Origin of the sequence: Bradyrhizobium sacchari (genome assembly GCF_002068095.1) — a bacterium.
GTDB lineage: Bacteria > Pseudomonadota > Alphaproteobacteria > Rhizobiales > Xanthobacteraceae > Bradyrhizobium > Bradyrhizobium sacchari.
On record NZ_LWIG01000013.1, the window covers coordinates 52,373 to 77,910 of the forward strand.

The 25,538-nt window shown below is 64.9% G+C and carries 23 protein-coding genes; 12 read left to right on the forward strand and 11 right to left on the reverse strand.

The features are described 5' to 3' along the window. From A5906_RS17395 to A5906_RS17435, 9 genes are all read right to left on the reverse strand, one after another. Nucleotides 1-1,061: ABC transporter ATP-binding protein (locus A5906_RS17395; protein WP_080136865.1), on the reverse strand; the 1,061-nt coding region annotated here is incomplete at its 3' end. Then, nucleotides 1,058-2,047 (reverse strand): ABC transporter ATP-binding protein, encoded by a 990-nt coding sequence (locus A5906_RS17400; RefSeq protein WP_080136617.1) that lies wholly within the window; start codon nt 2,045-2,047, stop codon nt 1,058-1,060. The genes A5906_RS17400 and A5906_RS17395, both read right to left, overlap by 4 nt. After that, nucleotides 2,044-2,754, reverse strand: a complete 711-nt coding sequence (locus tag A5906_RS17405; protein WP_080136618.1) for a DUF1028 domain-containing protein — start codon at nt 2,752-2,754, stop codon at nt 2,044-2,046. Before A5906_RS17405 ends, A5906_RS17400 begins: the two co-directional genes overlap by 4 nt. A 9-nt stretch (nt 2,755-2,763) precedes the next feature. After that, complete coding sequence (locus A5906_RS17410) at nt 2,764-4,569, reverse strand: gamma-glutamyltransferase family protein (protein ID WP_080136619.1); 1,806 nt, start codon at nt 4,567-4,569, stop codon at nt 2,764-2,766. 88 nt (nt 4,570-4,657) lie between these two features. Beyond that, nucleotides 4,658-5,647: an ABC transporter ATP-binding protein gene (locus A5906_RS17415; protein WP_080136620.1), complete on the reverse strand. Its 990-nt coding sequence runs from the start codon at nt 5,645-5,647 to the stop codon at nt 4,658-4,660. Next, entirely contained in the window at nt 5,644-6,630 is a 987-nt protein-coding gene (locus A5906_RS17420) for an ABC transporter ATP-binding protein (protein ID WP_080136621.1), read from the reverse strand. Before A5906_RS17420 ends, A5906_RS17415 begins: the two co-directional genes overlap by 4 nt. Nucleotides 6,631-6,643: 13 nt before the next feature. After that, nucleotides 6,644-7,606 carry an ABC transporter permease gene (locus A5906_RS17425; protein WP_080136622.1) on the reverse strand — a complete coding sequence of 321 codons (963 nt, stop codon included), beginning with the start codon at nt 7,604-7,606 and terminating at the stop codon, nt 6,644-6,646. A 1-nt stretch (nt 7,607) separates the two neighbouring features. After that, nucleotides 7,608-8,588, reverse strand: coding sequence for an ABC transporter permease (locus A5906_RS17430; RefSeq protein ID WP_080136623.1), 981 nt, complete (start codon nt 8,586-8,588; stop codon nt 7,608-7,610). A gap of 115 nt (nt 8,589-8,703) precedes the next feature. Further along, nucleotides 8,704-10,302 carry an ABC transporter substrate-binding protein gene (locus A5906_RS17435; RefSeq protein ID WP_080136624.1) on the reverse strand — a complete coding sequence of 533 codons (1,599 nt, stop codon included), beginning with the start codon at nt 10,300-10,302 and terminating at the stop codon, nt 8,704-8,706. 398 nt (nt 10,303-10,700) lie between these two features. On the opposite strand from A5906_RS17435, the gene A5906_RS17440 reads away from it, so the two are divergent. The 6 genes from A5906_RS17440 to A5906_RS17465 all read left to right on the forward strand — a co-directional run bounded on the left by A5906_RS17440 (nt 10,701) and on the right by A5906_RS17465 (nt 18,535). Then, complete coding sequence (locus A5906_RS17440; RefSeq protein WP_018648137.1) at nt 10,701-10,958, forward strand: DUF6489 family protein; 258 nt, start codon at nt 10,701-10,703, stop codon at nt 10,956-10,958. Then, nucleotides 10,958-11,758 carry an esterase/lipase family protein gene (locus A5906_RS17445; protein ID WP_080136625.1) on the forward strand — a complete coding sequence of 267 codons (801 nt, stop codon included), beginning with the start codon at nt 10,958-10,960 and terminating at the stop codon, nt 11,756-11,758. The genes A5906_RS17440 and A5906_RS17445 overlap by 1 nt, the downstream gene beginning before the upstream one ends. A 45-nt stretch (nt 11,759-11,803) precedes the next feature. Further along, on the forward strand, nt 11,804-13,354 hold the full coding sequence (locus tag A5906_RS17450; RefSeq protein ID WP_080136626.1) for a WS/DGAT/MGAT family O-acyltransferase: 1,551 nt from the start codon (nt 11,804-11,806) through the stop codon (nt 13,352-13,354). Between the two features lie 10 nt (nt 13,355-13,364). Continuing rightward, nucleotides 13,365-14,360, forward strand: a complete 996-nt coding sequence (locus tag A5906_RS17455) for an alpha/beta fold hydrolase (protein WP_080136627.1) — start codon at nt 13,365-13,367, stop codon at nt 14,358-14,360. 123 nt (nt 14,361-14,483) lie between these two features. Further along, complete coding sequence (locus A5906_RS17460; RefSeq protein ID WP_080136628.1) at nt 14,484-17,720, forward strand: bifunctional cytochrome P450/NADPH--P450 reductase; 3,237 nt, start codon at nt 14,484-14,486, stop codon at nt 17,718-17,720. 128 nt (nt 17,721-17,848) lie between these two features. Beyond that, on the forward strand, nt 17,849-18,535 hold the full coding sequence (locus A5906_RS17465) for a spermidine synthase (RefSeq protein WP_080136629.1): 687 nt from the start codon (nt 17,849-17,851) through the stop codon (nt 18,533-18,535). On the opposite strand, the gene A5906_RS17470 is transcribed toward A5906_RS17465, so the two are convergent. Together A5906_RS17470 and A5906_RS17475 are read right to left on the reverse strand one after the other, a co-directional pair. Then, entirely contained in the window at nt 18,532-18,996 is a 465-nt protein-coding gene (locus A5906_RS17470) for a nuclear transport factor 2 family protein (protein WP_080136630.1), read from the reverse strand. The genes A5906_RS17465 and A5906_RS17470 overlap by 4 nt on opposite strands. Nucleotides 18,997-19,119: 123 nt before the next feature. Further along, nucleotides 19,120-20,034 carry an alpha/beta fold hydrolase gene (locus tag A5906_RS17475; protein ID WP_080136631.1) on the reverse strand — a complete coding sequence of 305 codons (915 nt, stop codon included), beginning with the start codon at nt 20,032-20,034 and terminating at the stop codon, nt 19,120-19,122. A gap of 161 nt (nt 20,035-20,195) precedes the next feature. Here A5906_RS17475 and A5906_RS17480 point away from each other — a divergent pair, with 161 nt between their 5' ends. The 6 genes from A5906_RS17480 (at nt 20,196) to A5906_RS17505 (ending at nt 25,432) form a co-directional block, all read left to right on the forward strand. Further along, complete coding sequence (locus tag A5906_RS17480) at nt 20,196-20,579, forward strand: hypothetical protein (RefSeq protein WP_080136866.1); 384 nt, start codon at nt 20,196-20,198, stop codon at nt 20,577-20,579. Next, complete coding sequence (locus A5906_RS17485; protein ID WP_080136632.1) at nt 20,576-21,658, forward strand: PHA/PHB synthase family protein; 1,083 nt, start codon at nt 20,576-20,578, stop codon at nt 21,656-21,658. The genes A5906_RS17480 and A5906_RS17485 overlap by 4 nt, the downstream gene beginning before the upstream one ends. Next, nucleotides 21,655-22,248, forward strand: coding sequence for a GNAT family N-acetyltransferase (locus tag A5906_RS17490; RefSeq protein WP_080136633.1), 594 nt, complete (start codon nt 21,655-21,657; stop codon nt 22,246-22,248). The genes A5906_RS17485 and A5906_RS17490 overlap by 4 nt, the downstream gene beginning before the upstream one ends. Nucleotides 22,249-22,562: 314 nt before the next feature. Beyond that, nucleotides 22,563-23,018 (forward strand): phasin, encoded by a 456-nt coding sequence (locus tag A5906_RS17495; protein WP_080136634.1) that lies wholly within the window; start codon nt 22,563-22,565, stop codon nt 23,016-23,018. A 168-nt stretch (nt 23,019-23,186) separates the two neighbouring features. Then, the gene (locus A5906_RS17500) at nt 23,187-24,473 is read left to right on the forward strand and encodes a DUF445 domain-containing protein (protein WP_080136635.1); all 1,287 of its coding nucleotides are present in this window, start codon (nt 23,187-23,189) and stop codon (nt 24,471-24,473) included. A gap of 188 nt (nt 24,474-24,661) precedes the next feature. Next, a complete protein-coding gene (locus tag A5906_RS17505) occupies nt 24,662-25,432 on the forward strand; it encodes an esterase/lipase family protein (RefSeq protein ID WP_080136636.1) in 771 nt (256 codons plus the stop codon). Nucleotides 25,433-25,538: the final 106 nt, after the last annotated feature.

Sequence of the window (25,538 nt, forward strand, 5' to 3'; positions counted from 1 at the left end):
GCTGCTTCCGGCCCGCCGCTGAAGGCTGCGACCAATTTTTCCAGGACCGGCGAGAAGCCGCCGTCCATGGGAACGATCGCCGCCGAGGACGGCAGTTCCGACGTTCGGTGGCAGGCCGTTGCATGTCCGATGCCATCCGCCGCGAGATGAGGCATTTCGCTGCGGCAGCGGTCCACCACATAGGGGCAGCGGGTGTGGAAGCGGCACCCTGGCGGCGGATTGAGCGCGCTGGGGATCTCCCCCTGCAGCACAATCCGGCTGCTCTTTGCCCGCGGTTTAGGCACCGGGATCGCGGACAGCAGCGCACGGCTATAGGGGTGACGGGGCGCGGCGAACAGCGCGTCGGCCTCCGCGGTCTCGACGATCTGGCCGAGATTCATCACCGCGACGTGGTCGGCGATGTGCTTGACCACGGCGAGATCGTGCGAGACGAAAATGTAGGCGAGGCCAAGCCGGTCCTGCAGCTCGCGCAGCAGGTTCAGGATCTGCGAGCGGATCGAGACGTCGAGCGCCGAGACCGGCTCGTCGCAGATGATCAGCTTCGGTTCGACCGCGAGCGCGCGGGCAATGGCGATGCGCTGGCGCTGGCCGCCGGAGAACTCGTGCGGATAGCGTCGCGCGAGCCGTGGCTCCAGCCCGACCAGCCGCAGCAGCTCGGCGACGCGCTCGGGTCGCCTCGCCGCCGGAACGAGATCGTGCAGCGCCAGCGGCTCGGTCAGGATCTGTCCCACCGTCATGCGCGGATTGAGCGAGGCGTAGGGGTCCTGGAAGATGATCTGCGCCTCGCGGCGGAATGTTCGGAGCGCGCCGGCATCGAGCGAGAGCAGATCGCGCCCGTCGAAGCGCACCGTGCCGGCATCCGGCTCGATCAGCCGGAGCACCAGGCGGCTGACGGTGGACTTGCCGCAACCGGATTCGCCGACGAGCGCCAGCGTCTTGCCGGCGTCCAGCGAGAAGGACACCCCATCGACCGCTTTCACATGCGCCAGCGCCCGGCCGAACAGCGAACGCTCGGCGACGAAATGCTTGACCAGGCCGTTGACTTCGAGCAGCGCCATCATGACACCAATAGTTCGAGCGGCGCGCGGACGCAGCGCGAGAGGTGGCCCGAGCTGACCTCCACCAGCGGCGGCGGCGCCTTGGTGCAGGCGTCCAGCACGAAGGGACAACGCGCGGCGAAGCGGCAACCGGCGGGCGGCTGCGCCATGTTCGGGACCATGCCTTCGATTGTCGCGAGCTGCTCGGCGCGGTGGTCGAGCCGCGGGATTGAGCCGAGCAGGCCCACCGTGTAAGGGTGCTGCGGCGCGGAAAACAATTCATCTACAGGCGCGCGTTCGACGATCTCGCCGGCATACATCACCGCGACCTCGTCGCAGACTTCGGCGACGACGCCGAGATCGTGGGTGATCAGGATGATCGCGGCGCCGCTTGCCGCCTTCAGCTCCCGCATCAGCTCCAGGATCTGGGCCTGCAGGGTAACGTCGAGCGCCGTGGTCGGCTCGTCTGCGATCAGGAGCCGCGGATCGCAGGCGAGCGCCATCGCGATCATCACGCGCTGGCGCATGCCGCCGGAGAGCTTGTGCGGATATTCGTCGATGCGCCGCTCGGGCGAAGGGATGTGGACGCGGCGCAGCAGCTCGATCGCGCGGTCACGCGCGCTCTTCCGCGAGCCGCCGCGGTGACGCAGGATAGTCTCGATGATCTGGTCGCCGATGGTAAAGCTCGGGTTCAGCGAGGTCATCGGCTCCTGGAAGATCATCGCGAGCCGATTGCCCCGCAGGTCGCGCAACGTCTGGTCGGGGGTCTTCAGCAGGTCAAAACCGTCGAAGCGGATCGCGCCACTGATCTCGGCGCTCTGCTTCGGCAGCAGGCCCATGATCGCGAGCGAAGTTACGCTCTTGCCGCAGCCGGATTCGCCGACGAGGCCGAGCGTGGCGCCATTGGCGACGCTGAGATCGACGCCGTCGACGGCGTGGGTGACGCGGCCATCGTCGCCATGAAAGCGGATGCGCAGATCCTTGATCTCGATGAGGGGGCTCGCGCTCATGATTGCCTTGCGCGCGCGGCTGCGATGCTGGCGTCGATGACGCTGCGATCGGTATTGCCGGCGGGATTCTGCCGCGTCGGCATGGAGGGGCGGAAGTGCACCCAGAGCTCTTGGCTGACGCGCTCGAGCCGTTCGAGCTCGCCCAGCGGATCGGAATGGTCGTCGGCGCGGATATCCAGCGCCGGCCATTCCTCCTCGCCGTGGATCAGGAGCGCGGCCGATTGCTTGCCGCGCTTGTCGCCGCCGGCGGCCTCGCCCGCGCGCATCGCCGCGAGCAGGCGGCGCGGGAAGGGCAGGCTGTCATTGGCGATATAGGCCTTCGCGGTCTCGTCGAGCACGTCGGCGCCGGCGAGCATGTTGCCGGCGATGGAGAAACCGCTGCCGGCGATGTGGCCACACCAATCGACGCAGTCGCGCCCCGTATGCGCCGCGATCTCGCCGTTCGCATCCATGATGTGGAGCTGGCGGCTCTCGCGGCCATCGTCGGTCGCGAGCAGGGTCGCGAGTACGTCGTGGACGTTCAAACCTTCGCGCAGCAGCTTGACGCCGTCGATGCCGTAATAGGGATTGACGAAGGCCTGCGTCGCGATGGCGCCGACGCCGGCGGCGATATAAGGCACGCGTGCGCCGACGGCGAAGAAGCGCGTCGCAACCGCGATGCCGAACTGGCCGGTAGCAGGATCGCGCGCGATGATCGACCAGGTCATGTGCTGCCTTCAGCGTCCCGCGGCGTAGCCCTGCATGCCGCGCGGATTGGCGGCGGCGCGGCGGCGGACCCCGACGCGCGAGGCCGCGGTGAGGCGTCCTTCCGACCAGTCGGGGCCGACCTCGACGATGTGCCCGCGCTCGCGCAAATTCTCGATCGTCGCCTTGGGCACGCGGTTCTCGACCACGAGCACGCCGGGCCGCGCGGTGCGCGGCCAGAACGAGATCGGGAAATGCTCGGAGTGCCAGGCCGGCGCGTCGATCGCCTCCTGGAGATTGAGGTTGCAGTGGACGTGGCGCAGGAAGAACTGCGTGATCCACTGGTCCTGCTGATCGCCGCCGGGCGAACCCCAGGCCAGGTACGGCTCGCCGTCACGCAATGCCATGGTCGGCGACAACGTCGTGCGCGGCCGCTTGCCCGGCGCCAGCGAGCCCGGTTGGTTCTCCTCCAAATCGAACATTTGCGCGCGGCTGCCGAGGCAGAAGCCCAACTCGGGAATGACAGGCGATGATTGCAGCCAGCCCCCTGAAGGCGTCGAGGACACCATGTTGCCAGCTTTGTCGATGATGTCGAAATGCACGGTGTCGCCCCGCACTTCGCCGAATCGCCCCACGGTTGGTTCACCGGCGCCGAGCGCGCCAACGGCCTCGCGTTGGCCCTCCGCGCGGCGCAGCTTGACCACGCCGCCGAAGCCCTCGACGGCGCCGGGCCGGAGATCGAGCGAAGCCTTCTCGGTGACCAGCTTGCGGCGCTCGTCGTTATAGGCATCCGACAGCAGCGTCGCGATCGGGATCTCGCTGAATTTGGGATCGCCGTAGAATTTTTCGCGGTCGGCGAAGGCGAGTTTTGCGCACTCGATCTGGAGATGGATGAACTCGGGCCCGGTCGGGTCGAGCCTGTCGAGCGCAAAACCCTTCAGCAGCGCGAGCTGCTGCAGCGTCACCGGGCCCTGGCTCCAGACGCCGGCTTTGCAGACGGTATAGCGGCCGTAGTCGTAGGTCAGCGGCGTCTCGACCGTCGGTTGCCAGCGTGCCATGTCGTCGGCTGTGAGCACGCCGCGATGCGGCGAGCCGCTGACATCCATGACCTCTTGCGTGCGGCAGAACTTGTCGATCGCTTCGGCGACGAAGCCTTGCGACCAGGCCTTGCGCGCGCGCTCGATCTCGGCGTCGCGGCCACCGCCGCCGCTTTCCGCTTCGCTCAGGATCCGGGAGTAGGTCGCCGCCAGCGTCTTGTTGGTGAAGAGCGTGCCGGGCTTCGGTACCTCGCCGTTCGGAAGGTAGACCGCAGCCGATGTCGGCCAGTGCTTGCGGAACAGTTGCTCGACGGTCTGGATCGTGGCGCAGGCGCGCTCGACCAGCGGATAGCCGTCGCGGGCGTAGGAGATCGCCGGCTCCAGCACGTCGCGCACGCGCATCGTGCCGTAGTCGCGCAGCAGCATCATCCACGATTCGAACGTGCCGGGGACGCAGGCGGCGAGCAGGCCGGTGCCCGGCACCATGTCGAGGCCTTCGCTCTTGTAATGCGCGATGGTGGCGCGCGCCGGGGCAGGACCCTGGCCGCAGATCACCTCGGTGCGGCCACGCCTGACGTCGTGCACGATAACAGGAACATCGCCACCGGGACCGTTCAGATGCGGTTCGACCACCTGGAGCGTGAAGGCGGTCGCGACGCCGGCATCGAAGGCGTTGCCGCCCTTTTCCAGAATTCCCATGCCGACGGCGGTCGCGATCCAGTGCGTGGTGGCGACGACCCCGAACGTGCCCTCGATCTCGGGCCTCGTCGTGAACGGATCGGGATTGATATTGCTGCCCATGGGACTTTCGCTACCTTATTTCCGGCGCGCGCAATTGATCACAGCCGATGCCGCGCCGCCAATGCGCAGGCTGCATGGCACGCGCGCGTCACGCCGGGACCGGCGCGGTGTTGATTGCGTGGCAGGCGACGCCGTCGATCAGTTCCGGCGTCTCCTTACGGCAGAGATCGAACGCCAGCGGGCAGCGCGGATTGAAGGCGCAGCCGGGCGGCGGATTGATCGGGTTCGGGATCTCGCCCTTGACCGGAATGCGCTGGCGGCCGCTCATCGCAAGATCAGGCACGGCCCCAAGCAGCATCTTGGTGTAAGGCATGCGCGGGCGGGAAAAAAGCTCGCGTCCCTCCGCGATCTCGACGATGCGGCCGAGATACATCACGCCGACGCGGCTCGCCATGTGGCGGACCACGGCGAGGTTGTGGCTGATGAACATGTAGGTCAGGCCGAACTTGTCCTGAAGGTCGCGCATCAGGTTGAGGATCTGCGCCTGCACGGAGACGTCGAGCGCCGAGGTCGGCTCGTCGCAGACGATGAATTCGGCGTCGGATGCGAGCGCGCGCGCGATCGCGATGCGCTGGCGCTGGCCGCCGGAGAATTCGTGCGGAAATTTCAGCCGGTCGTCGGGATGCAGGCCGACGAGGCTGAGCAGCTCGCCGACACGGGCCTGGATGTCACGCTCGCCCTGGATCAGGTCGAAGGCGCGGATCGGCTCGGAGATGATGGCATCGACACGGAAGCGCGGGTTCAGGCTCGCATAGGGGTCCTGGAAGATCATCTGGATGCGGCGGCGCAGCTTGCGCCGCGCGAGGGCCTGCCTGGGATCGGCCATCGAGACGCCGTCGATCAGCACGTCGCCGGAGCTCGGCGGCAGCAGGCCGACCACCATGCGCGCCACCGTGGTCTTGCCCGAGCCGGACTCGCCGACCAGCGCAAAGGTCTCGCCCTTCCGGATGTCGAACGTCACGCCGTCGACGGCCTTGAGGTATTCGAGATGGCCGCCTTCGAGCACGCGGTTGAGCCAGGGTTTCGAGACGTCGAACACGCGGCGCAGATTTGTGGCCTGGACGAAAGACGTGCTCATGCCGCGCTCTCCGCCGGCACGGTATCGTAGAGATGGCAGGCGACCGATTGCGTGCCGCGCGGCAGCGGCTCCGGCCGCTCGACGCGGCAACGATCGAAAGCGAAGGCACAGCGCGGATTGAACGAGCAGCCGCGCGGGATCGCCGACAGGCGCGGCATCGAGCCCGGGATCTGCACCAGGCGCTTGTCCTCGCCGGCGAGCGTCGGGATCGCGCCCATCAGGCCCTTGGCGTAAGGGTGAAGCGGGTTCTTCACGACGTCCTGCACCGGCCCGATCTCGGCGACGCGGCCGGCATACATCACCGCGACGCGGTCCGAGGTCTCGGCGATCACGCCCATGTCGTGGGTCACCAGCATTACCGCGGTGCCGTGATCGCGGCCGAGCCGCTTGATCAGCGAGATGATCTGGGCCTGCACGGAGACGTCGAGCGCGGTGGTCGGCTCGTCCGCGATGATCAGCTCGGGCTCGGCACAGATCGCGAGCGCAATCACCACGCGCTGGCGCATGCCGCCGGAGAATTCGTGGGGATAGCCGTCGATGCGCTTTTCCGGCGCGGGAATGCCGACCTCGGCGAGCAGGTCGATGGCGCGGCGGCGCGCGGCGGATTCGGAGAGACTAAGGTGGGTCCGGATCGTCTCCACGATCTGGTCGCCGACCTTGTACAGAGGATTGAGCGAGGTGAGGGGATCCTGAAAGATCATCCCGATGCGCTTGCCCCTGACGCGGCGCATCTCCTCCGCCGGCAGATTGTCGACACGCAGGCCCGCGAGATGAATCTCGCCGCCGGCGATGCGGCCGGGGGGATCGATCAGGCCGATCACGGCGAGGCCGGTGACGGATTTGCCGGCGCCGGATTCGCCGACCACGCCCAGCACCTCGCCCTTGGCGATGTCGAAGGAGACGTCGTCAATGGCGCGCAGCGTGCCGCGGCGGGAGGCGAACTCGACCTGGAGATTACGCACGGAGAGAACGGGTTCGGTCATGAACGCTGCATACTCATCGGAGTTTGGGGTTGAGCGCGTCGCGCAGCCAGTCGCCGAGCAGATTGATCGACAGGATCAACGCCGCGAGCGCGATTCCGGGGAAGGCGACGATCCACCATTCGCCCGCGAACAGATAGCCGTTGCCGATGCGGATCAGCGTACCGAGCGACGGCATGGTCTCCGGCATGCCCGAGCCGAGAAACGACAGCGTCGCCTCGGTGATGATGGCGAGTGCAAGGTTGATGGTGGCGATCACGAGGATCGGCCCCGTGGTGTTCGGCAGCACGTGACGCAGCATGATCACAGGCGCGGGCAGGCCGATCAGTTGCGCGGCTGCGACATAATCCTTGTTCTTCTCGACCAGGACCGAGCCACGCACCGTGCGCGCATACTGTACCCAAAAGCTCAGGCCGATCGCAAAGACCAGGACCGCCAGCATGCTCATCTCGTCGAGCTTGTTGCCGAAGACCGATTTGGCGATGCCGTTGATCAGAAGCGCGATCAGGATGGCCGGAAAGGACAGCTGCACGTCAGCGATGCGCATGATCAATCCATCGACCGCGCCGCCGAAATAGCCCGCCGTCAACCCGAGCAGGATGCCAATCGCGCCAGACAAGACCACGCCGAGCACGCCGACGAGCAGTGAGATGCGCAGACCGTAGAGGATTGCGGACAGCACGTCGCGGCCCTGCTCGTCGGTGCCGAGCAGGAACGGGCTCTGGCCGTCGGCGGTCCAGAGCGGCGAGATGCGCGAATTCATCAGCTGGAGCTGCGCCGGGTCGAACGGATTCTGCACTGACAGTACTGAAGCGAAGATCGCAACCAGGAAGAACAGCAGCGTCACCCCCGCCGCGATCATGGTGATCTTGGAGCGGAGGAACGAGTAGAACAGGTCGCTGTCGAGCGCGCGCCTGAACCAGCCAGGCGGCGCCGCAGGGCGCTTCTCGGTCGGGTGGGGAACGACGGCTTCGCTCATGTCAGTGTGCCCGGCTGACCGTCGAGCGCAGCCGCGGATCGACGATGGTGTAGAGGATATCAACGACGAGGTTGATGGTGACGAAGATCAGGGACACCATCATCAGATAGGCCGCCATGATCGGGATATCGACATTCTGAACAGCTTGCACGAACAGCAATCCCATGCCCGGCCACTGGAAGACGGTCTCGGTGATGATCGCGAAAGCAATGACCGAGCCAAACTGCAGGCCGGCCACCGTGATCACGGGAACCAGCGTGTTGCGCAGCGCATGGCCGAAATGGATCGCGCGTGTCGTCAGACCACGGGCGCGGGCGAAGCGGATGTAGTCGGTTCGCAGCACTTCCAGCATCTCGGCGCGGACGAGGCGCATGATCAGCGTCATCTGGAACAGTCCGAGCGTGATCGAAGGCATGATCAACGCCTTCAATCCTGATAGCGTCAGCAGGCCCGTGGTCCACCAGCCGATTTGCACGACGTCACCCCGTCCGAACGAGGGCAGCCAGCCGAGCGTCACCGAGAACAGGTAGATCATGAGGACGCCGATCAGGAAGGTCGGCAGAGAGATGCCGATCAGCGAGACGGCCTGGAAGACATGCGCGAGCCAGCTGTCGCGGCGCAGCGCGGAATAGACGCCCATCAGGATGCCACTGAGCATCGCGAAGATCGTAGCAACGATGGCCAGCTCGAGCGTCGCCGGCATCCGCTCAATCAGCAGATTGGTGACGGGCAGGCGGAACTGGTAGGACACCCCGAACTTGAATTGTGCGGCGTTGCCGATATAGCGGCCGAACTGTACGAGCACGGGATCGTCGAGGCCGAGCGATTTGCGGATCGCGGCGCGTTCGGCGCCGGAAGTATCCATTCCGACCATCTGGTTCACGGGATCGCCGGCGAAGCGAAACATCGAGAACGCGATGATTCCGACGGCGATCATGACGCCGATGGCCTGGATTGCCCGGCGTAGTGTGAAAGCGAGCATCTGTTCCTTTCACATCTCTTCAGCAGCACGCATCATTGCGTTAGCTCGAAATAACAAGTCCCGGAAGCCAGATCTTGAAAGCTATGGCTTCCGGGACTTCACAACTTGTCGACACTCACTCTTCCTGCTTGGTCGCCCAGTAGAGCCTGACCATGTTGTCCGCACCTTGGGTCAGCTTCACCTTCTTCGACACGCCCCAGGCGAGCGCCTGCTGGTGCAGCGGGACATAGGCCCAGTCCTTCATCGAGATCTCGAAAGCCTGCTTGATCAGTTGATCGCGCTTGGTCGCATCGGATTCCACGAGAACCTTGTCGGCGAGCTTGTCGAACTGCTTGTTGCAATAGCCTGCGAGATTTGCCTCACCGCGGTTGGGATCCTTCGGGTCATCCCGGCAGCCCATGATGTCGTGCAGCACGTTCTGGGAATCGAGCGTGTCCGGGGTCCAGCCCAGCATGAACAGCGAGGTTTTGTAGCCGCCGGGCTTGAGCACCTTGGCGAAATACTGGGCCTTGGGCTGCGCCAGCAGATCCACCTTGATGTTGATGCGGGCGAGCATGCCGACGATCGCCTGGCAGATCGCGGCGTCATTGACGTAGCGATCGTTCGGGCAATCCATCGTCACCTCGAAACCATCAGCATAGCCGGCGTCCGCCAGAAGCTTCTTGGCAGCGTCGGCATCGAACTTCGGCCGGGCGAAGTCTTTCGAGGGAAAGATCTCTGGTGCGACCATCAATGCGGACGGCGTGGACAATCCGCGCATGACGCGATTCTTGATCAGGTCGACGTCAATCGCCCGGTAGACGGCTTCGCGGACCCGAACGTCCTTGAACGGGTTCTTGCCCTTGACGTTGGAGTACAGCAGTTCGTCGCGCGCCTGATCCATGCCGACGAAGAGGGTACGGAGCTCGGGTCCCGTCAGCACCGTGGCGTTGGGGCTTGCTTTGACGCGCTCGATGTCCTGGACCGGAACCGGTTCGATCACGTCGACCTCGCCCGACAACAGGGCTGCGACGCGCGTGGCCGGGTTTGCGATCGGCGTGAAGATTATCTCCTTCAGATTATGCTCCGGCTTGCGCCACCAGTCCGGATTGGGCTTGAAGACGGTTTTCACGCCCGGCTGATGGCTCTCGATGACGAAGGGGCCGGTGCCGTTTTCATGAAGCGAGGCATAGCTCGGGGTCGTCGCAGCTGCGGGCGTCGGTGCCACCGCATCATTCGCCTCTGCCCATTTCTTGTCCATGATGTACCATGTCGCCCACAGCGCCGTCAGGATCGGATTGGGCGAGGTCAGGATGAAATCGACAGTGTAATCGTCGATCTTGACGACCTTGGCATCGGCCGGGACGCGGCTGAGGAAGTTTGAACCTTTTGCTCGCACGCGCTCAGCCGAGAACACCACGTCATCAGCGGTGAAGGGGTCGCCATTGTGGAATTTCACGCCCTTGCGCAGGTGAAAGCGCCAGCGCGTCGGCTCCGGGATCTCCCAGCTTTCGGCGAGCGCCGGGATGATCTTCAGGTCCTTGCCGCGGGCGACCAGACCCTCATAGACATGACCGAGATGCGCACTGGTGGTCGACTCGTTCAGCGTGTAGGGATCGAGCGACTTGAGCTCACCCTGGTTGGCATAGCGCAGCGTCTGGCTCGATGCCGGCGAAACGGCCAGCGCAAGCACACCGGCGAGCGTCGCCGCATATAGACTTCGTCCGACTGACATTCTTGACCCTCTTCACTCGCCCCGACCGTCATTTTTGATTGTTCGGCGGGGCTGACTGATCCATGTTGCCCAGAGTTCACGACCCGTGCAAGCGCCATTCCAGCAAGGAACGCGCCAAGTTGCACCGCTGTGCAGCAATGCTGCCCGGCAATTTAGGGGAGGCCGGCGCGCAAACGACATTCGACTTTCGACCTGTGGAATCTCAGGAAGCAGGGGAGATTGGCCTTGTCGGCCCGCCGGCGTTTCAGCCGTCCACTGCGGCCGCGGCCGGGCGATTTGATTGACCATACCCGCCGATTGCCGAAGCCGGTCCGAGCAGCTTCCCCTCAGGTCGCTTGCGTTGCACACCGTGTCGCGGTGATACTCCGGCAGGCCGCTCGAATCTCACCGGAGGGGACATGAAGGTTAACATCGAAATCGACTGCACCCCCCTCGAGGCCCGCCAGTTCTTCGGATTGCCCGACGTGGCGCCGATGCAGACGGCGGTGATGGACAAGCTGCAGCAGCAGGTCCTCAGCAATATCGAGAAGGTCTCGCCGGAATCGCTGATCCAGAGCTGGTTCACCTTCGATCCCAAGATCGCCGAGCGATTTCAGGACATGTTCGTCACCATGGCAGGTCTCGGCAGCCCCCGCAGCAGCGACAAGAAGAAGTAGTGCAGTCCGGGCGGGACGGGGCGCAGGATCCGGGCCGGCTTCGTCCGCCGGGTCTCGGCCTGCTGCTGGCTGAAGCCCGCGGACTGTTCGAGCTCAATGCGAGCCTTTTGCTCTCCCCGCTCCTGATGCGTGCGCCCGGAGGCGACGGCCATCCGGTGCTGGCGCTGCCTGGCTTTCTCGCCAGCGATCTTTCGATGGCGCCGATGCGGCGCTATCTCAGCGAGCTTGGCTACGAGGCACATGCCTGGCGGATGGGCCGCAATCTCGGCGGGCTGGAGCGGATGCGGGAGGCTTTGCGCAGGCGTCTCGCCGAAATCCACGCGGCGAGCGGGCGAAGGGTCAGCCTGATCGGATGGAGCCTCGGCGGCGTCTATGCCCGCGATCTCGCGCTTTGGGCGCCCGAGAAGGTCCGCTACGTCGTTATGCTCGGCAGCCCCTTTGCCAATGACGTTCGCGCGACCAATGCCACGCGGCTCTACGAGGCGCTGTCCGGCGAGCGGGTCGAAGATTACGCGGAGGCGCGCGAAGCGATCGCTGGCGAACTGCCGGTGCCTGCCACGTCGATCTATTCGCGTGCCGACGGTGTCGTGAATTGGCGGACCTGCCTGCTGCGTCCCTCCGACCGTGCCGAGAATATCGAGGTGCACCTGGCGAGCCATATCGGGCTCGGCGTGAACCCCGCGGTGCTGTGGGCCGTGGCGGACCGCCTGGCGCAACCGGAGGGGGAGTTCTGGCCATTCGACCGGGCGGGGCCCTTTGCCATTGCATATGCCCCGCCGGAGCGGGCAGTATCGGCCTGACGAGAAGCGCCGCCAAGGCGCCCGTCGAATATTCGGGAGGGAACTATGGCTGACGGTAAGAAGCTGTCGTCGCTGGATGCGTCGTTTCTCTATCTGGAAACGCCGGAAATGCCGATGCATGTCGGGAGCATGGCGATCTTTCGCCTGCCCGACGACTACAAGGGCGACTTCTTCGAAGACTTCAAGGCGATGATCGTCTCGCGCCTGCACATCGCGCCGATCCTGAAGGCGCGGCTGGAGAAGGCGCCGCTCGACATCGACCATCCCTCCTGGGTCGAGGACGACCAGTTCGACATCGACCGTCACATCTTCCGCGCCAGCCTGCCGCAGCCGCGCGACCGCGCCACGCTGGAACGCATCGTCGGCTGGATGCACGCCAAGCTGCTCAACCGCGCCCGCCCGCTCTGGGAGTTCTACGTGTTCGAGGGCATGAAGGACAACGAGGTCGGGCTCTATTCCAAGATGCACCATGCCGCGATCGACGGCGGCGCCGGTGCGGCGCTGACCAGCATGATCTACGACATCTCGCCGATCCCGCGGAAGGTCGAGCCGCCGACCGGCGGCACCAGGCCCGGACAGGAGCCGCGCGACATCGCCGCGAATCTGCTCGATTCCTATCAGCAGCTGTTCAGCCAGCCGCTCGATGCTTCGCAAGCGGCGAAGAACCTGCAGCTGCCGCGCACCGGCAAGAGCGACATCGGCTCGATCCTGTTCGACAACGCGATGTACCAGATCGAGAGCGCGGTGCGCTTTGCCGGCAATATCCCGACCATGGTCAAGAGCGTCTCCGAGGTGCTCGGCAAGGTCTCCGATCCAAAATCGCGCGAGAGCCTTGCCAGCATGGTGTCGCCGCCGACCATGCTCAACAAGACGATCTCGTCGGAACGAAGCTTTGCCGGCGTGTCGATCTCGCTGTCGCGGGCCAAGGCGCTGGCCAAGCAGGCCGGCGGCAAGCTCAACGACGTCGTGTTGGCGCTCGCCTCCGGCGTGGTCCGCCGCTATCTCCAGCAATATGGCACTCTGCCGGCGAAATCCCTGACCGCCGCCGTGCCGATTTCGCTTCGCGAGGAGGGCAACACCGAGGCCAACAACCAGGTGTTCGGCATGATCTGCGCGATCGCGACCAACATCGACGATCCCAAGGCGCGGCTGGAAGCCATCATCGCGCAATCGACCAAGTCCAAGGAGATGTCGCATCCGCTGCGCGCCTTGATGCCGCAGGTCTCCAATATCTCGATGCTGGGCGCGCCGATCATGGTGCAGATCCTGGCGCTGCTCTACAGCCGCTCGAATCTCTCCGACGTGCTGCCGCCGGCCGCCAACATCACCGTGTCCAACGTGCCGGGGCCGCGGCAGACGCTCTACGCCGCCGGTGCCGAGCTCTTGCACATCTTCCCGGTGTCGATCTCGACGCACGGGCAGGCGCTCAACATCACCGTGCAGAGCTATCGCGACCAGCTCGACTTCGGCTTCATCGTTGGCGCCAACATCATTCCGCATGTGCAGGTGATGTGCGACATGCTGCCCGAGGAGTTCGCTGCGCTGGAGGCGGCCTATGCGCCGCCGGCAGCCGACGTCAAGGGTGCTGCCGAGTAGGAAGTTCGCCATGATTGACATGCCGCCGCTCAAGTTCGCGACGACGAACGGAATCCGCATGGGCTATTACGAGGCTGGCCCGGCCGACGACAAGCCGCCGGTCGTGCTGTGCCACGGCTGGCCCGAACTCGCCTTCTCCTGGCGCCACCAGATCAAGGCGCTGAGCGAGGCCGGCATCCGCGTGATCGCGCCCGACCAGCGCGGCTATGGCGCGACCGAACGGCCGGAGCCGGTCGAGGCCTACGACATCGAGCATCTGACCGGCGATCTCGTCGGACTGCTCGATCATCTGCAGATCGACAAGGCGATTTTCGTCGGCCACGACTGGGGCGGCTTCATCGTTTGGCAGATGCCGTTGCGGCACATCGACCGGGTCGCTGGCGTGGTCGGCATCAACACGCCCCACACCAATCGCGCCTGGGCCGATCCGATCGAGCTGTTGCGCGCACGCTTCGGCGACAAGATGTACATCGTGCAGTTCCAGGATCCGGCGCGCGAGCCGGACAGGATTTTCGGCAGCCGTGTCGAACAGACCTTCGATGCGTTCATGCGTAGGCCGGTGCCGCGCCCGGCCGACGCGCCGCCGGAGGAGGTGGTTGCCGGTGTCGGCGCTTCGCCGCGGCTCAATCTGGCATTTCCGCAGATGATTGCCGGCTATGACGCGAAGCACGATCCGCGTACGCCGATCCTGTCTCCGGAAGAGAAGAAAGTCTTCGTCGACGCCTTCACCAGAACCGGCTTCACTGGCGGCATCAACTGGTACCGCAACATGTCGCGCAACTGGGCGCGTGCCGAGGGGCTTGATCATACGGTCCGCGTGCCGTCGCTGATGATCATGGCCGAGAATGACGCGGTATTGCCGCCATCCTCCGCTGACGGCATGGAGAAGCTGATTCCGGATCTCGAGAAGTATCTGGTGAAGGACAGCGGCCATTGGACGCAGCAGGAGAAGCCGGAAGAGGTCAGCGCCAAGCTGATCGAATGGCGTAGGAGGCGGTTTGGCTAGCTCGTCATTGCGAGCGGAGCGAAGCAATCCAGGAATCTGTCCGCGGAGGCACTCTGGATTGCTTCGTCGCAAGGGCTCCTCGCAATGACGAGGTGACTGATCGATGCAGGGGAAGCGCATTTAATGTCGTCATCCAAGAACCGGCTGGACCCGATCCCGCAGCCGCCGACCAAGCCGGTGGTCGGCAACATGCTGTCGCTGGACTCGGCTGCTCCCGTGCAGCATTTGACGCGACTCGCCAAGGAGCTCGGTCCGATCTTCTGGCTCGACATGATGGGCTCGCCGATCGTCGTCGTTTCCGGCCACGATCTCGTGGACGAGCTCTCCGACGAGAAGCGCTTCGACAAGACGGTGCGCGGCGCGCTCAGGCGCGTGCGTGCGGTCGGCGGCGACGGCCTATTCACGGCCGACACCCGTGAGCCGAACTGGAGCAAGGCGCACAACATCCTGCTGCAGCCGTTCGGCAACCGCGCCATGCAGTCCTACCATCCGAGCATGGTCGACATCGCCGAGCAGCTCGTCCAGAAATGGGAGCGCCTCAACGCCGATGACGAGATCGACGTCGTCCATGACATGACCGCGCTGACGCTGGACACGATCGGCCTGTGCGGCTTCGACTATCGCTTCAATTCGTTCTACCGGCGGGACTACCATCCCTTCGTCGAGTCGCTCGTGCGCTCGCTCGAAACCATCATGATGACGCGCGGCCTGCCGTTCGAGCAGCTCTGGATGCAGAAGCGGCGCAAGACGCTGGCCGAAGACGTCGCCTTCATGAACAAGATGGTCGACGAGATCATCGCCGAGCGCCGCAAGAGCGCGGAGGGGATCGACGACAAGAAGGACATGCTCGCGGCCATGATGACCGGCGTCGACCGCTCCACCGGCGAGCAGCTCGACGACGTCAACATCCGCTATCAGATCAACACGTTCCTGATCGCGGGCCACGAGACCACCAGTGGTCTTTTGTCCTACACGCTCTATGCGCTGCTCAAGCACCCCGAGATTCTCAAGAAGGCCTATGACGAGGTGGATCGCGTCTTCGGCCCCGACCTCAATGCGAAGCCGACCTACCAGCAGGTGACGCAGCTCACCTACATCACGCAGATCTTGAAAGAGGCGCTGCGGCTGTGGCCGCCGGCGCCGGCCTACGGCATCTCGCCGCTCGCCGACGAGACCATCGGCGGTGGCAGGTACAAGCTCAGGAAGGGCACCTTCATCACCATCCTGGTGACGGCGCTGCATCGTGATCCCAGCGTGTGGGGGCCCAACCCCGACGCCTTCGATCCCGAGAATTTCAGCCGCGATGCGGAAGCCAAGCGGCCGGTCAACGCCTGGAAGCCGTTCGGCAACGGCCAGCGCGCCTGCATCGGCCGCGGCTTTGCCATGCACGAGGCGGCGCTTGCGCTCGGCATGATCCTGCAGCGCTTCAAGCTGATCGACCACCAGCGCTACCAGATGCACCTGAAGGAAACGCTGACGATGAAGCCGGAGGGCTTCAAGATCAAGGTGCGTCCGCGCGCCGATCGCGAGCGCGGCGCCTATGGCGGGCCTGTCGCGGCGGCTGCTGCGCCGAAGGCGCAGCGCCAGCCCACCACGCGGCCCGGCCACAACACGCCGATGCTGGTGCTCTACGGCTCCAATCTCGGCACCGCCGAGGAGCTCGCGACGCGCATGGCGGACCTTGCCGAGATCAACGGCTTTGCCGTGCATCTCGGCCCGCTCGACGAATACGTCGGCAAGCTGCCGCAGCAGGGCGGCGTGCTCATCATCTGTGCCTCCTACAACGGCGCGCCGCCTGACAATGCGACGCAGTTCGTCAGATGGCTCGGCGACGATTTGCCCAAGGACGCCTTTGCCGGGGTGCGGTACGCCGTGTTTGGCTGCGGCAACAGCGATTGGGCCGCGACCTATCAGTCGGTGCCGCGCTTCATTGACGAGCAATTGTCGAAGCATGGCGCCCGGGCGGTCTATCCGCGCGGCGAGGGCGATGCGCGCAGCGATCTCGACGGCCAGTTCCAGAAATGGTTCCCGGCGGCGGCCCAGGTCGCGACCAAGGAGTTCGGCATCGACTGGAATTTCACCCGCACGGCCGAGGACGATCCGCTCTACGCGATCGAGCCTGTCGCGGTCACTGCCGTCAACACCATCGTCGCCCAGGGCGGCGCGGTCGCGATGAAGGTGCTTGTCAACGACGAGCTTCAGAACAAGAGCGGGCCCAATCCGTCGGAGCGCTCGACACGTCATATCGAGGTTCAACTGCCGGCCAATGTCAGCTATCGCGTCGGCGATCACTTAAGCGTCGTCCCGCGCAACGATCCGACGCTGGTGGATTCGGTCGCTCGCCGCTTCGGCTTCCTGCCGGCCGACCAGATCCGGCTCCAGGTCGCCGAAGGTCGGCGTGCGCAATTGCCCGTGGGGGACGCCGTGTCGGTCGGCCGCCTGCTCAGCGAGTTCGTCGAGTTGCAGCAGGTCGCGACCCGCAAGCAGATCCAGATCATGGCCGATCACACCCGTTGCCCCGTCACGAAGCCGAAGCTGCTCGGCTTCGTCGGCGAGGAGCCAGAAACGCTTGAGCGTTACCGCACCGAGATCCTGTCCAAGCGCAAATCGGTGTTCGACCTGCTGCTGGAATATCCCGCCTGCGAATTGCCGTTCCACGCTTATCTGGAGATGCTCTCTCTGCTGGCGCCGCGCTATTACTCGATCTCGTCCTCGCCGTCGGCCGACCCGGCGCGCTGCAGCGTCACGGTCGGCGTGGTCGAAGGTCCGGCCGCCTCCGGCCGCGGTGTCTACAAGGGCATCTGCTCGAACTACCTCGCCAATCGCCGCGCGGGCGATACGATCTATGCCACCGTGCGCGAGACCAAGGCGGGCTTCCGGCTGCCGGATGATTCGTCCGTGCCGATCATCATGATCGGCCCGGGCACGGGACTTGCGCCGTTCCGCGGCTTCCTTCAGGAGCGCGCGGCGCGCAAGGCGAAGGGGACCACGCTCGGTCCGGCCATGCTGTTCTTCGGCTGTCGCCATCCCGACCAGGATTTTCTCTACGCGGACGAGCTGAAGGCGCTGGCCGGCGCCGGCATCGCCGAGCTGTTCACGGCGTTCTCGCGCGCGGACGGACCGAAGACCTATGTGCAGCATGTGCTCGCCGCGCAGAAGGACAGGGTGTGGCCGCTGATCGAGCGGGGCGCCATCATCTATGTCTGCGGCGATGGCGGGAAAATGGAGCCCGACGTGAAGGCCGCACTGGTTGCGATCCATGGCGAGAAGAGCGGCAGCGATGCCGCCGCCAGCGCCCGCTGGATCGAGGAGATGGGTGCGAAGAACCGCTATGTGCTGGACGTCTGGGCGGGAGGATAAGCCGAGGCGCGATCTTGTAGCCCGGATGGAGCGCGGCGAATCCGGGGTGGTCTTTCCTCACGAGAGTGTTTCCCGGATCGCGCTTCGCTCCATCCGGGCTACGAGCCAAATCATGCTAATGCTCTCCCATGATTCCCTGGGAAAAGATCGACACCGCCAAAATCCCCGGCTCCGATGAGGAGCTCCGCCTGATGCGGCGGGGCAAGGAGTTCTCCATCAAGCTCGGCACCAACGAGCTGATGAACAGCCGCCTGTCGGGCTCGGAAGCTGCGCTCGCAACCCTTGCCGCCAAGCAGATCGAAAAGGTCGCGAAGCCCGTCGTCCTCATCGGCGGTCTCGGCATGGGCTTTACGCTGCGTGCGGCGCTGGCCGTGCTCGGAGACAAGGCGAAGATCGTGGTTTCGGAGCTGGTCCCGTCGGTCGTCGCCTGGGCACGCGGCCCGATGGCGGAGGTCTTCGGCGACAGCCTCGACGATGTCAGGGTAAGGATCCGCGAGACCGATGTCGGCGAAATCATCCGGGCGCAGCGCTCGGCCTTCGACGCCATTCTGCTCGATGTCGACAACGGGCCGGAGGGGCTGACCCGGAAGGGCAATGATGCGCTCTACAATGCGAGCGGATTGACGGCCGCGAAGGCGGCGCTGCGGCCTGGCGGCGTCCTCGCCGTGTGGTCGTCAGGACCGAACCCAGCATTCACCAGACGCCTTCGCAGCGCCGGCTTCGACGTCAACGAGGTCAACGTCCGGGCCACCGGCAGAGGCGGCGGCGCGCGGCACGTGATCTGGATCGCGAAGAGGGGGCAGAACGAGGGCTAGAACATCGTGTTGCCGTTTGCCGGATTTTCAGGAATGTCCTGCACGACGTCCCAGTGTTCGACGATCTTGCCGTCCTCCAGCTTGAAGATATCCACGATGGCGCGGCCCCTGGTCCCGGGCTCGCGAACGGAGTGGACGTGCAGGATGACGTAGTCGCCATCCACGAAGCTGCGCTTGATCTCGCTGTGCGCGTTCGGAAGTTTTTCACGGAGGAAGCCGATGAACTTCCGGAAGCCGTCTGGGCCGTCCGGGGCATTGGGATTGTGCTGGACGTAACGGTTGCCGATATAGGCGATGGCCGCATCCGCATCCTTCTGGTTGAGGCCCTTCTCGTAGAAGGCAAGCACGGCGGCGCGGTTGGCTTCTTCCTGCGCGCTTGCGGCCAGCGCAGCGCCGCTGCCGAGGCACAGCATGAGAATGGAAGCCGCGATCATTGCGAGCGGGCGGACGGTGAGATGCATGCGGACTCCGAGAGGCCGCAGCCTCTGTTGTGATCGAGGGGCCTCTATAGCTTTCATGCCGGCTTCCGTTAAGACAGTCACCGGCAGCTCACATGGTCACCGCGAGAGACCACCCGCGTCGATCTATGCCGCCCGCGCTGCTGCGCCATGCGCATGCTTGTCGATGGCGCCGATGATCTCCGGCCAGAAGCGCATCGGCAGCGCGTGGCCCATGCCCGGGATCATCAACAGCTTTGCGTTCGGAATTGACGCCGCCGTGTCCTTGCCGCCTTCGGGATGGACCAGCGGATCGACCGTGCCGTGAATGACGAGCGTCGGGGTCGTCACAGCGTGCAGCCGCTCCTTGCGGCTGCCGGAGGCAAGCACGGCGCGAAGCTGCCGGCCTACGCCGGCCGGATTGAGCCCGCGCGCGAACACGCGCTCGGCACGGCCAGGGTCGAGCGCTTCCTCTTCGGGGAACGACCCCGCGCGCAGCACCTTCCAGGTCTGACCGAAGCGGACCATGAACTCCTCCTTGCTGCGCGGCGGCGGCGCCATCAGCATCGCCGCGGCCTCGCGTGTCGGCGGCGGTATGCGCGGATTGCCCGTGGTCGACATGATCGAGGTCAGCGAGCGCACGCGCTGCGGAAACGACAGCGTCACCTCCTGCGCGATCATGCCGCCCATGGATGCCCCGACCAGATGCGCCGATTTGATGCCGAGCGCATCCATCAGGCCGACCGTGTCCTTGGCCATGTCGATCAGCTTGTAGGTTGCGGCCACGGGAATCCGGAGGAAGCGCAGCTTCAGCAGCTCGAGCGGCGTCAGTCGCTTGCCGCCGGTGAGATGGCTCGACTTGCCGATGTCGCGATTGTCGAAGCGGATCACCCGGAAGCCGTGCGTGGCGAGCTGCTCGCAGAACGCATCGTCCCAATGGATCATCTGCGCTCCCAGGCCCATGATCAGCAGCAGCGGCTCGGCATTGTCGTTGCCGAAGATCTCGTAACAGATGTCGATGCCGTTGGCGCGGACGGTCTGGGGCGGCTGATGGGCGGTCACTGGGTCCCTCCTGCTGTCGATGCTGTATCGCACGGTTTGCCGCCGCAAAGAAGCGCATGCGCGACGACGCCTCCGCCGCTTGCCGGTTGACCGGCCCCGCGCAACGGTGTGGTATGGCGGAAAAGAAGGGCATCGCAGCTCTCGATTTCAGGAGGACGCCGATGACCGACAAGACCAATGACCCCGTCGCCATGTGGCAGAAGATGATGGGGGAGATGGAGAAGGGGTTCAATTCCTTCGCCAACCAGGCCATGTCGTCGCCCGAGTTTTCGCAAGCTATGAACCGTGCGGGCGGAGTTGCTGCAGGTGCTCAGAAGCAGCTCGGCGACCTCATGGAGAAATACCTGGTTACGATGAACCTGCCGAGCCGCGAGCAGGTCACCGGCCTTGCTGAGAGGCTGCAGGCCATCGAAGGCCAGATCGGCGAGATCAAGTTGATGCTGAGCCAGATCGCAGCAAGTGCGGGCGTGGCACAAGGGACCGATTCCGCATTGCGGCCGCCGCGGACGAAGCGTCCGCCCTCCGAAAACGGAGGACAGACATGAACGCGCCGGCGGGGCTTGATTTCGCGTCCATCCCGGAGCGCATCCAGTCCGAGGTGCAGCGCGCCATCCAGCGCAGCATCAAGGGCGTCGAGTATTTCTCGACCTCTGGCCCTTCGCTCGGCTCGACGCCCAAGGACGTGCTGCATTCGCGCGGCACCATGAGCCTCTATCACTACCGGCCGATGTCGGACGAGATCTACCGCGTGCCGGTGCTGATCGTGATGGCGACCACCAACCGCGGCTACATCCTCGACCTCGTGCCCGGCCAGAGCTTCATCGAGTTCCTGCTGAAGCGCGGCTATGACGTCTACATGCTCGACTGGAGCGCGCCGCGGCCGGAGGAGAAGAGCCTGCGGATGGAGGACTACGTCCTCGACTTCATCCCCGACTGCATCCGCCGCGTGCAGGCCGATTCCGGCGAGCAGGACGTCTCCGTCATCGGCTATTGCTTCGGTGGCGTGCTCTCGCTGCTCTACGGCTCGATCCACAAGGACGGGCCGATGAAGAATTTGATCTGCTTCACCACGCCGATCGATTTCCGCGAGATGAAGCTGTTCTCGAACTTCTCCGACCGCCGCTATTTCGACGTTGACCACCTTGTCGACAGCGTGGGCAACGTGCCGCCGGAGATGATCCTGTCCTCGTTCGAGATGCTGCGCCCCGCCTCGCGCACGGTGAGCCAGATCCAGCTCTGGGAAAACATCTGGAACGACGAGTTCGTGAAGTCCTACCGCATGTTCGACCGCTGGGCGACCGATACGCTGCCGCTGGCCGGCGAGTATTTCCGCGCCATCACCAAGGACCTGATGTGGGACAACAAGCTGTTCAACGACACCATGTCGGTGGGTGGCCGTGCGGCCAGGCTCGAGGACATCAAGGTGCCGATCCTGCATGCGGTCGCCGAGCACGACCACATCGTGCCCTATGACGCCGCAAAGCACCTGATCGCCAAGATCGGCTCGGCGGACAAGGAAGAGGTGATGCTGAAGGGCGGTCACGTCTCGCTGGTCGCGGGAGCCAACGCCGTAAAGCGGCTGTGGCCGAAACTGGATTCCTGGCTGGGGAAGAGATCGACATGAGCGAGCAGCGTTCCTATCCGCGTCACGTCAAGACCGACGCCGGCGATATCGAGATCCGTCTGATGTCACCTGCGGACGAAGCCGCGGTGCTGGCCTTCGGCAAGGGCCTGCCGACCCATGACCTGTTGTTCCTGCCGCGCAACATCAGCGAACCGAAAGTGCTGTCAGCCTGGGTCAAGGAGATCGAGCGCGGCGCGATCACGAGCCTGCTCGCGGTCAGGGACGGCGACGTCGTCGGCTGCGGCACGCTGGTGCGCGATCCGCACTCCTGGTCGCCCCATGTCGGCGAGATCCGCATGGTGGTGTCCCCCGACGTGCGCGGCAAGGGAGTGGGCAAGGCGCTGTCGCAGGAGACCTTTGCCCTCGCACTCGGGGCGGGGCTGGAAAAGCTCTCGGTCCAGATGACGGTGGACCAGCAGGCGGCGATCGCGCTCTTTGAGAGCCTAGGCTTCAAGGCCGAGGCGCTGCTGCGGGATCATGTCCGGGACGTCGACGGCAAGACCCACGACATTGTCGTGCTCGGCCACAACATTGCGCAGGTCCAGGCCCAGATGGAGGCTTATGGGCTGCCAGGTGCCGTCCAGCACTAGCCGCGCCGTCCAGCACTAGCAGCGCCGTCCAGCACTGGGAGCGCCGTTCAGCACTGGGAGCGCCGTCCAGCACTCGGACCGCGGTCCAGCATTAGGTCCGCTCTTCAGCATTAGGTCCAAGTCGGACCGATCGCGGACCTCATTGGCTAGGGAGGCATCAGGATGCCTCCCGGCAAGGCTTTTCACGATTTCGTGATACCGCAGTGCAATATGAATATTGCATCGCACAATTGAGTATGCCATATAAGACGTGCCCCGGGCCAATGCGGACGGGGTGAGCCATAGCTCAACCCAATGAGGATGGAGAGAACCCCATGACCACTGAAACCAACACCGCTTTCGAGGGCTTCAAGGACGCTTTCAAGAACATCCAGAACCTGGAAGTTCCCGAGGCCGCCCGCGAATTCGTCAAGAAGACCGCCAACACTGCCAAGGACCGTGCTGCCGAGGCTTTCGCTGGCTCCGAGCGCGTGACCGCCGCCGTCGAGAACGCGGTGACCGAGTCCGTTGCTGAGGCCGGCAAGATCAGCCGCAACATCCAGCAGGCGATCTACGAGGACGCCGAGGCGTTCTTCTCGGGCATCGACAAGCTCGCGTCCGCCAAGTCGGTCAGCGAAGCCGTCGAGATCCAGTCGAGCCTGCTCCGCGCCCGCGGCGAAGCGTTTGTCTCGCGCGCCAAGGCGACCGCCGACTATCTCGGCAAGCTCGCCGCCAACGGTGCGAAGTCCGCTCAGGACAACTTTGCCAAGGTCTACAACAAGACTGCCTGATCTGGCGCCCTGAGTACAAACTGAATTTGAGGCCCGCTTCGGCGGGCCTTTTGTTTTTGCGCCGCCGTCGTTGCGAGGAGCGAAGCGACGAAGCAATCCAGAGTCTTTCCGCGGAGGCGGACTGGATTGCTTCGCTTCGCTTGCAATGACGAGTACTGTGATGCTGCCATGAACGCACCCGCCACCTTCTCCTTCGACACCCCCGGCGATGCCGAACGCGCGGCCGAGCTGCGCCGCGTGAAGGCGCTGGCGACGCTGGTGCTGGCCTCGACGCTGCTGGTCTTCATCGTTGCGAAGTGGTTGCTGCCGGTGCATCCCGTGTTCGGCTTCATTGCAGCCTTCGCGGAAGCTGCGACCATCGGCGGGCTCGCCGACTGGTATGCGGTGGTCGCGCTGTTCAAGCGGCCGCTCGGCCTGCCGATCCCGCACACCGCGATCATCCAGAGCAACCAGGCCCGCATCGCCGACAAGCTCGGCGAATTCATTCAGGTGCATTTCCTCGAGGCGGGTCCCGTCGAGGCCAAGCTGAATGAGATCGATTTCGGCTCCTTCGTCGCCGACTGGCTGCGCGACCGCAAACGCAGCGATGATCTTGCGCGCTTCGCGCTACGCCTGTTGCCGGAGGCGGTGTCGGCGACGGAAAGCTCCGGCCTGATGACCTTCATCATCCGCCGCATGTCCTCGCAGCTCCAGGCGATCGACCTCGCCCCGCTCGCGGCCGGCACGCTGCGCGGCTTCGTTGCGGAGGGGCGGCACCAGATCCTGTTCGACGATCTCCTGCGCGTGATGCATGAGACGCTGAACCAGAAAGAGACGATGGCGATGATCCGCGAGAAAGTGCGCGCGGAGTTGCCGACCCTGCTCAATCTCTATCGTGCCGACAAGTTTCTGGTGAACAAGATCGTGGCCTCCGCCACCGCCTTCTTCAACGAGGTGCGCAGCGATCCCAAGCATCCGTTCCGTGGCGAGTTTGATCGTATGGTGCTGAACTTCGTCGACCGGCTCGGGACCGATCAGGCCTATATCGACCGCATCGACGCCTTGAAGCGCGATTTGCTGGCGCGGCCTGAGCTTGCCGATCTCGCCCGCACCGTCTGGGCCAACACTCGTTCCTTCATCGAGCGCAGCGCGAGCGGCGAGACGCAGGTGCTGCAGCATCATCTCGCAGGCATGTTCGTCTCGGCAGGCGAGGCGCTCGCCGGCGATGCCGAGCTGCGCGGTGAGATCAACAAGGGGCTGGTGACGGTGCTGCGCAGCTTCGTCGCCGACCAGAAGAGCGGCGTCTCCACCTTCATCTCCGACCAGGTCAAGGCGTGGAATATGACGCAGCTGATTTCGCTGATCGAAATCAACATCGGCCGCGACCTGCAATACATCCGTTTCAACGGCTCGCTGATCGGGGGGCTCGCCGGGGTTGCGCTCTACTCCGTAGAGACCCTGCTTCGATTGTTGTGACTTTTGCGTCACGGCCGTTAGCATTAACACGCGGGCCTATTGCCGCCCCGCGACTCTCCCGCTTGAATGTCGGGAACCGGCCGCCTAGCTGATTCATGTTGCGTTGCGGAACATTCAAGAAGCCGGCGTATTGGAATTCATGCCCATTGCCGGCATCGCAGCCGGAGCCTTCTCCAGGGGAAACATCGATGACCGCTACTGCCCAGACGCTGCGTCCGCCATCCCGTACCCTGATGTTTCTGGAAGGGCGCGCGATCCACGAGTTCGGCGCATTTCTCGGCGCGCTGCCGCTCCTGAGTCTTGCGCCGCGCGGCGACGGCCATCCGGTGCTGGTGCTGCCGGGCCTCGTAGCCTCGGACGCATCCACGCGCGCGCTGCGCACGTTCCTCACCGGCAAGGGCTACGCGGTGAGCGGCTGGCGCCAGGGCCGCAACTACGGTCTCCGTCCGGGCGTGCAGCATGCGATGATCGATCTGGTCGAGGAGCTCAGCGACAGGCATGGCCGCAAGATCAGCCTGGTCGGCTGGAGCCTTGGCGGCCTCTATGCGCGTCAGCTCGCCAAGATGATGCCCGAGCGCGTGCGCCAGGTCATCACGCTCGGCAGCCCGTTCGCGGGCGACCCCCGTTCGACCAATGCCTGGCGGGTCTATGAATGGGCGAGCGGCCGCAAGGCCGACGAGGTCGATCCGCACTTCGGCGGCGAACTCGCGGTGCCGCCGCCGGTGCCGACCACCGCCATCTTCAGCCGCACCGATGGTGTCTGCGCCTGGCAAGGCTGCATGGAGAAGTCGGGCGCGCAGACCGAGAGCATCGAGGTCGAGAGCAGTCATTGCGGCATGGGCCATCATCCCGCTGCGGTCTATGCCGTGGCGGACCGGCTCGCACAGAAGGAAGGCCAGTGGCGCCCCTTCGACCGCAGCGGCTGGCGCAGCCTCGCCTATCCGGATCCGCATCGGTAGGTTTCTTCGCCTCCCCCCGCATCCGCCTTCGCTAAAGCTTCGGCGGACCTGCGCGGGAGAAGGGGAAGAGCCGTCGCTGCCGTCCATTGTCGCACCTGCACCAAAC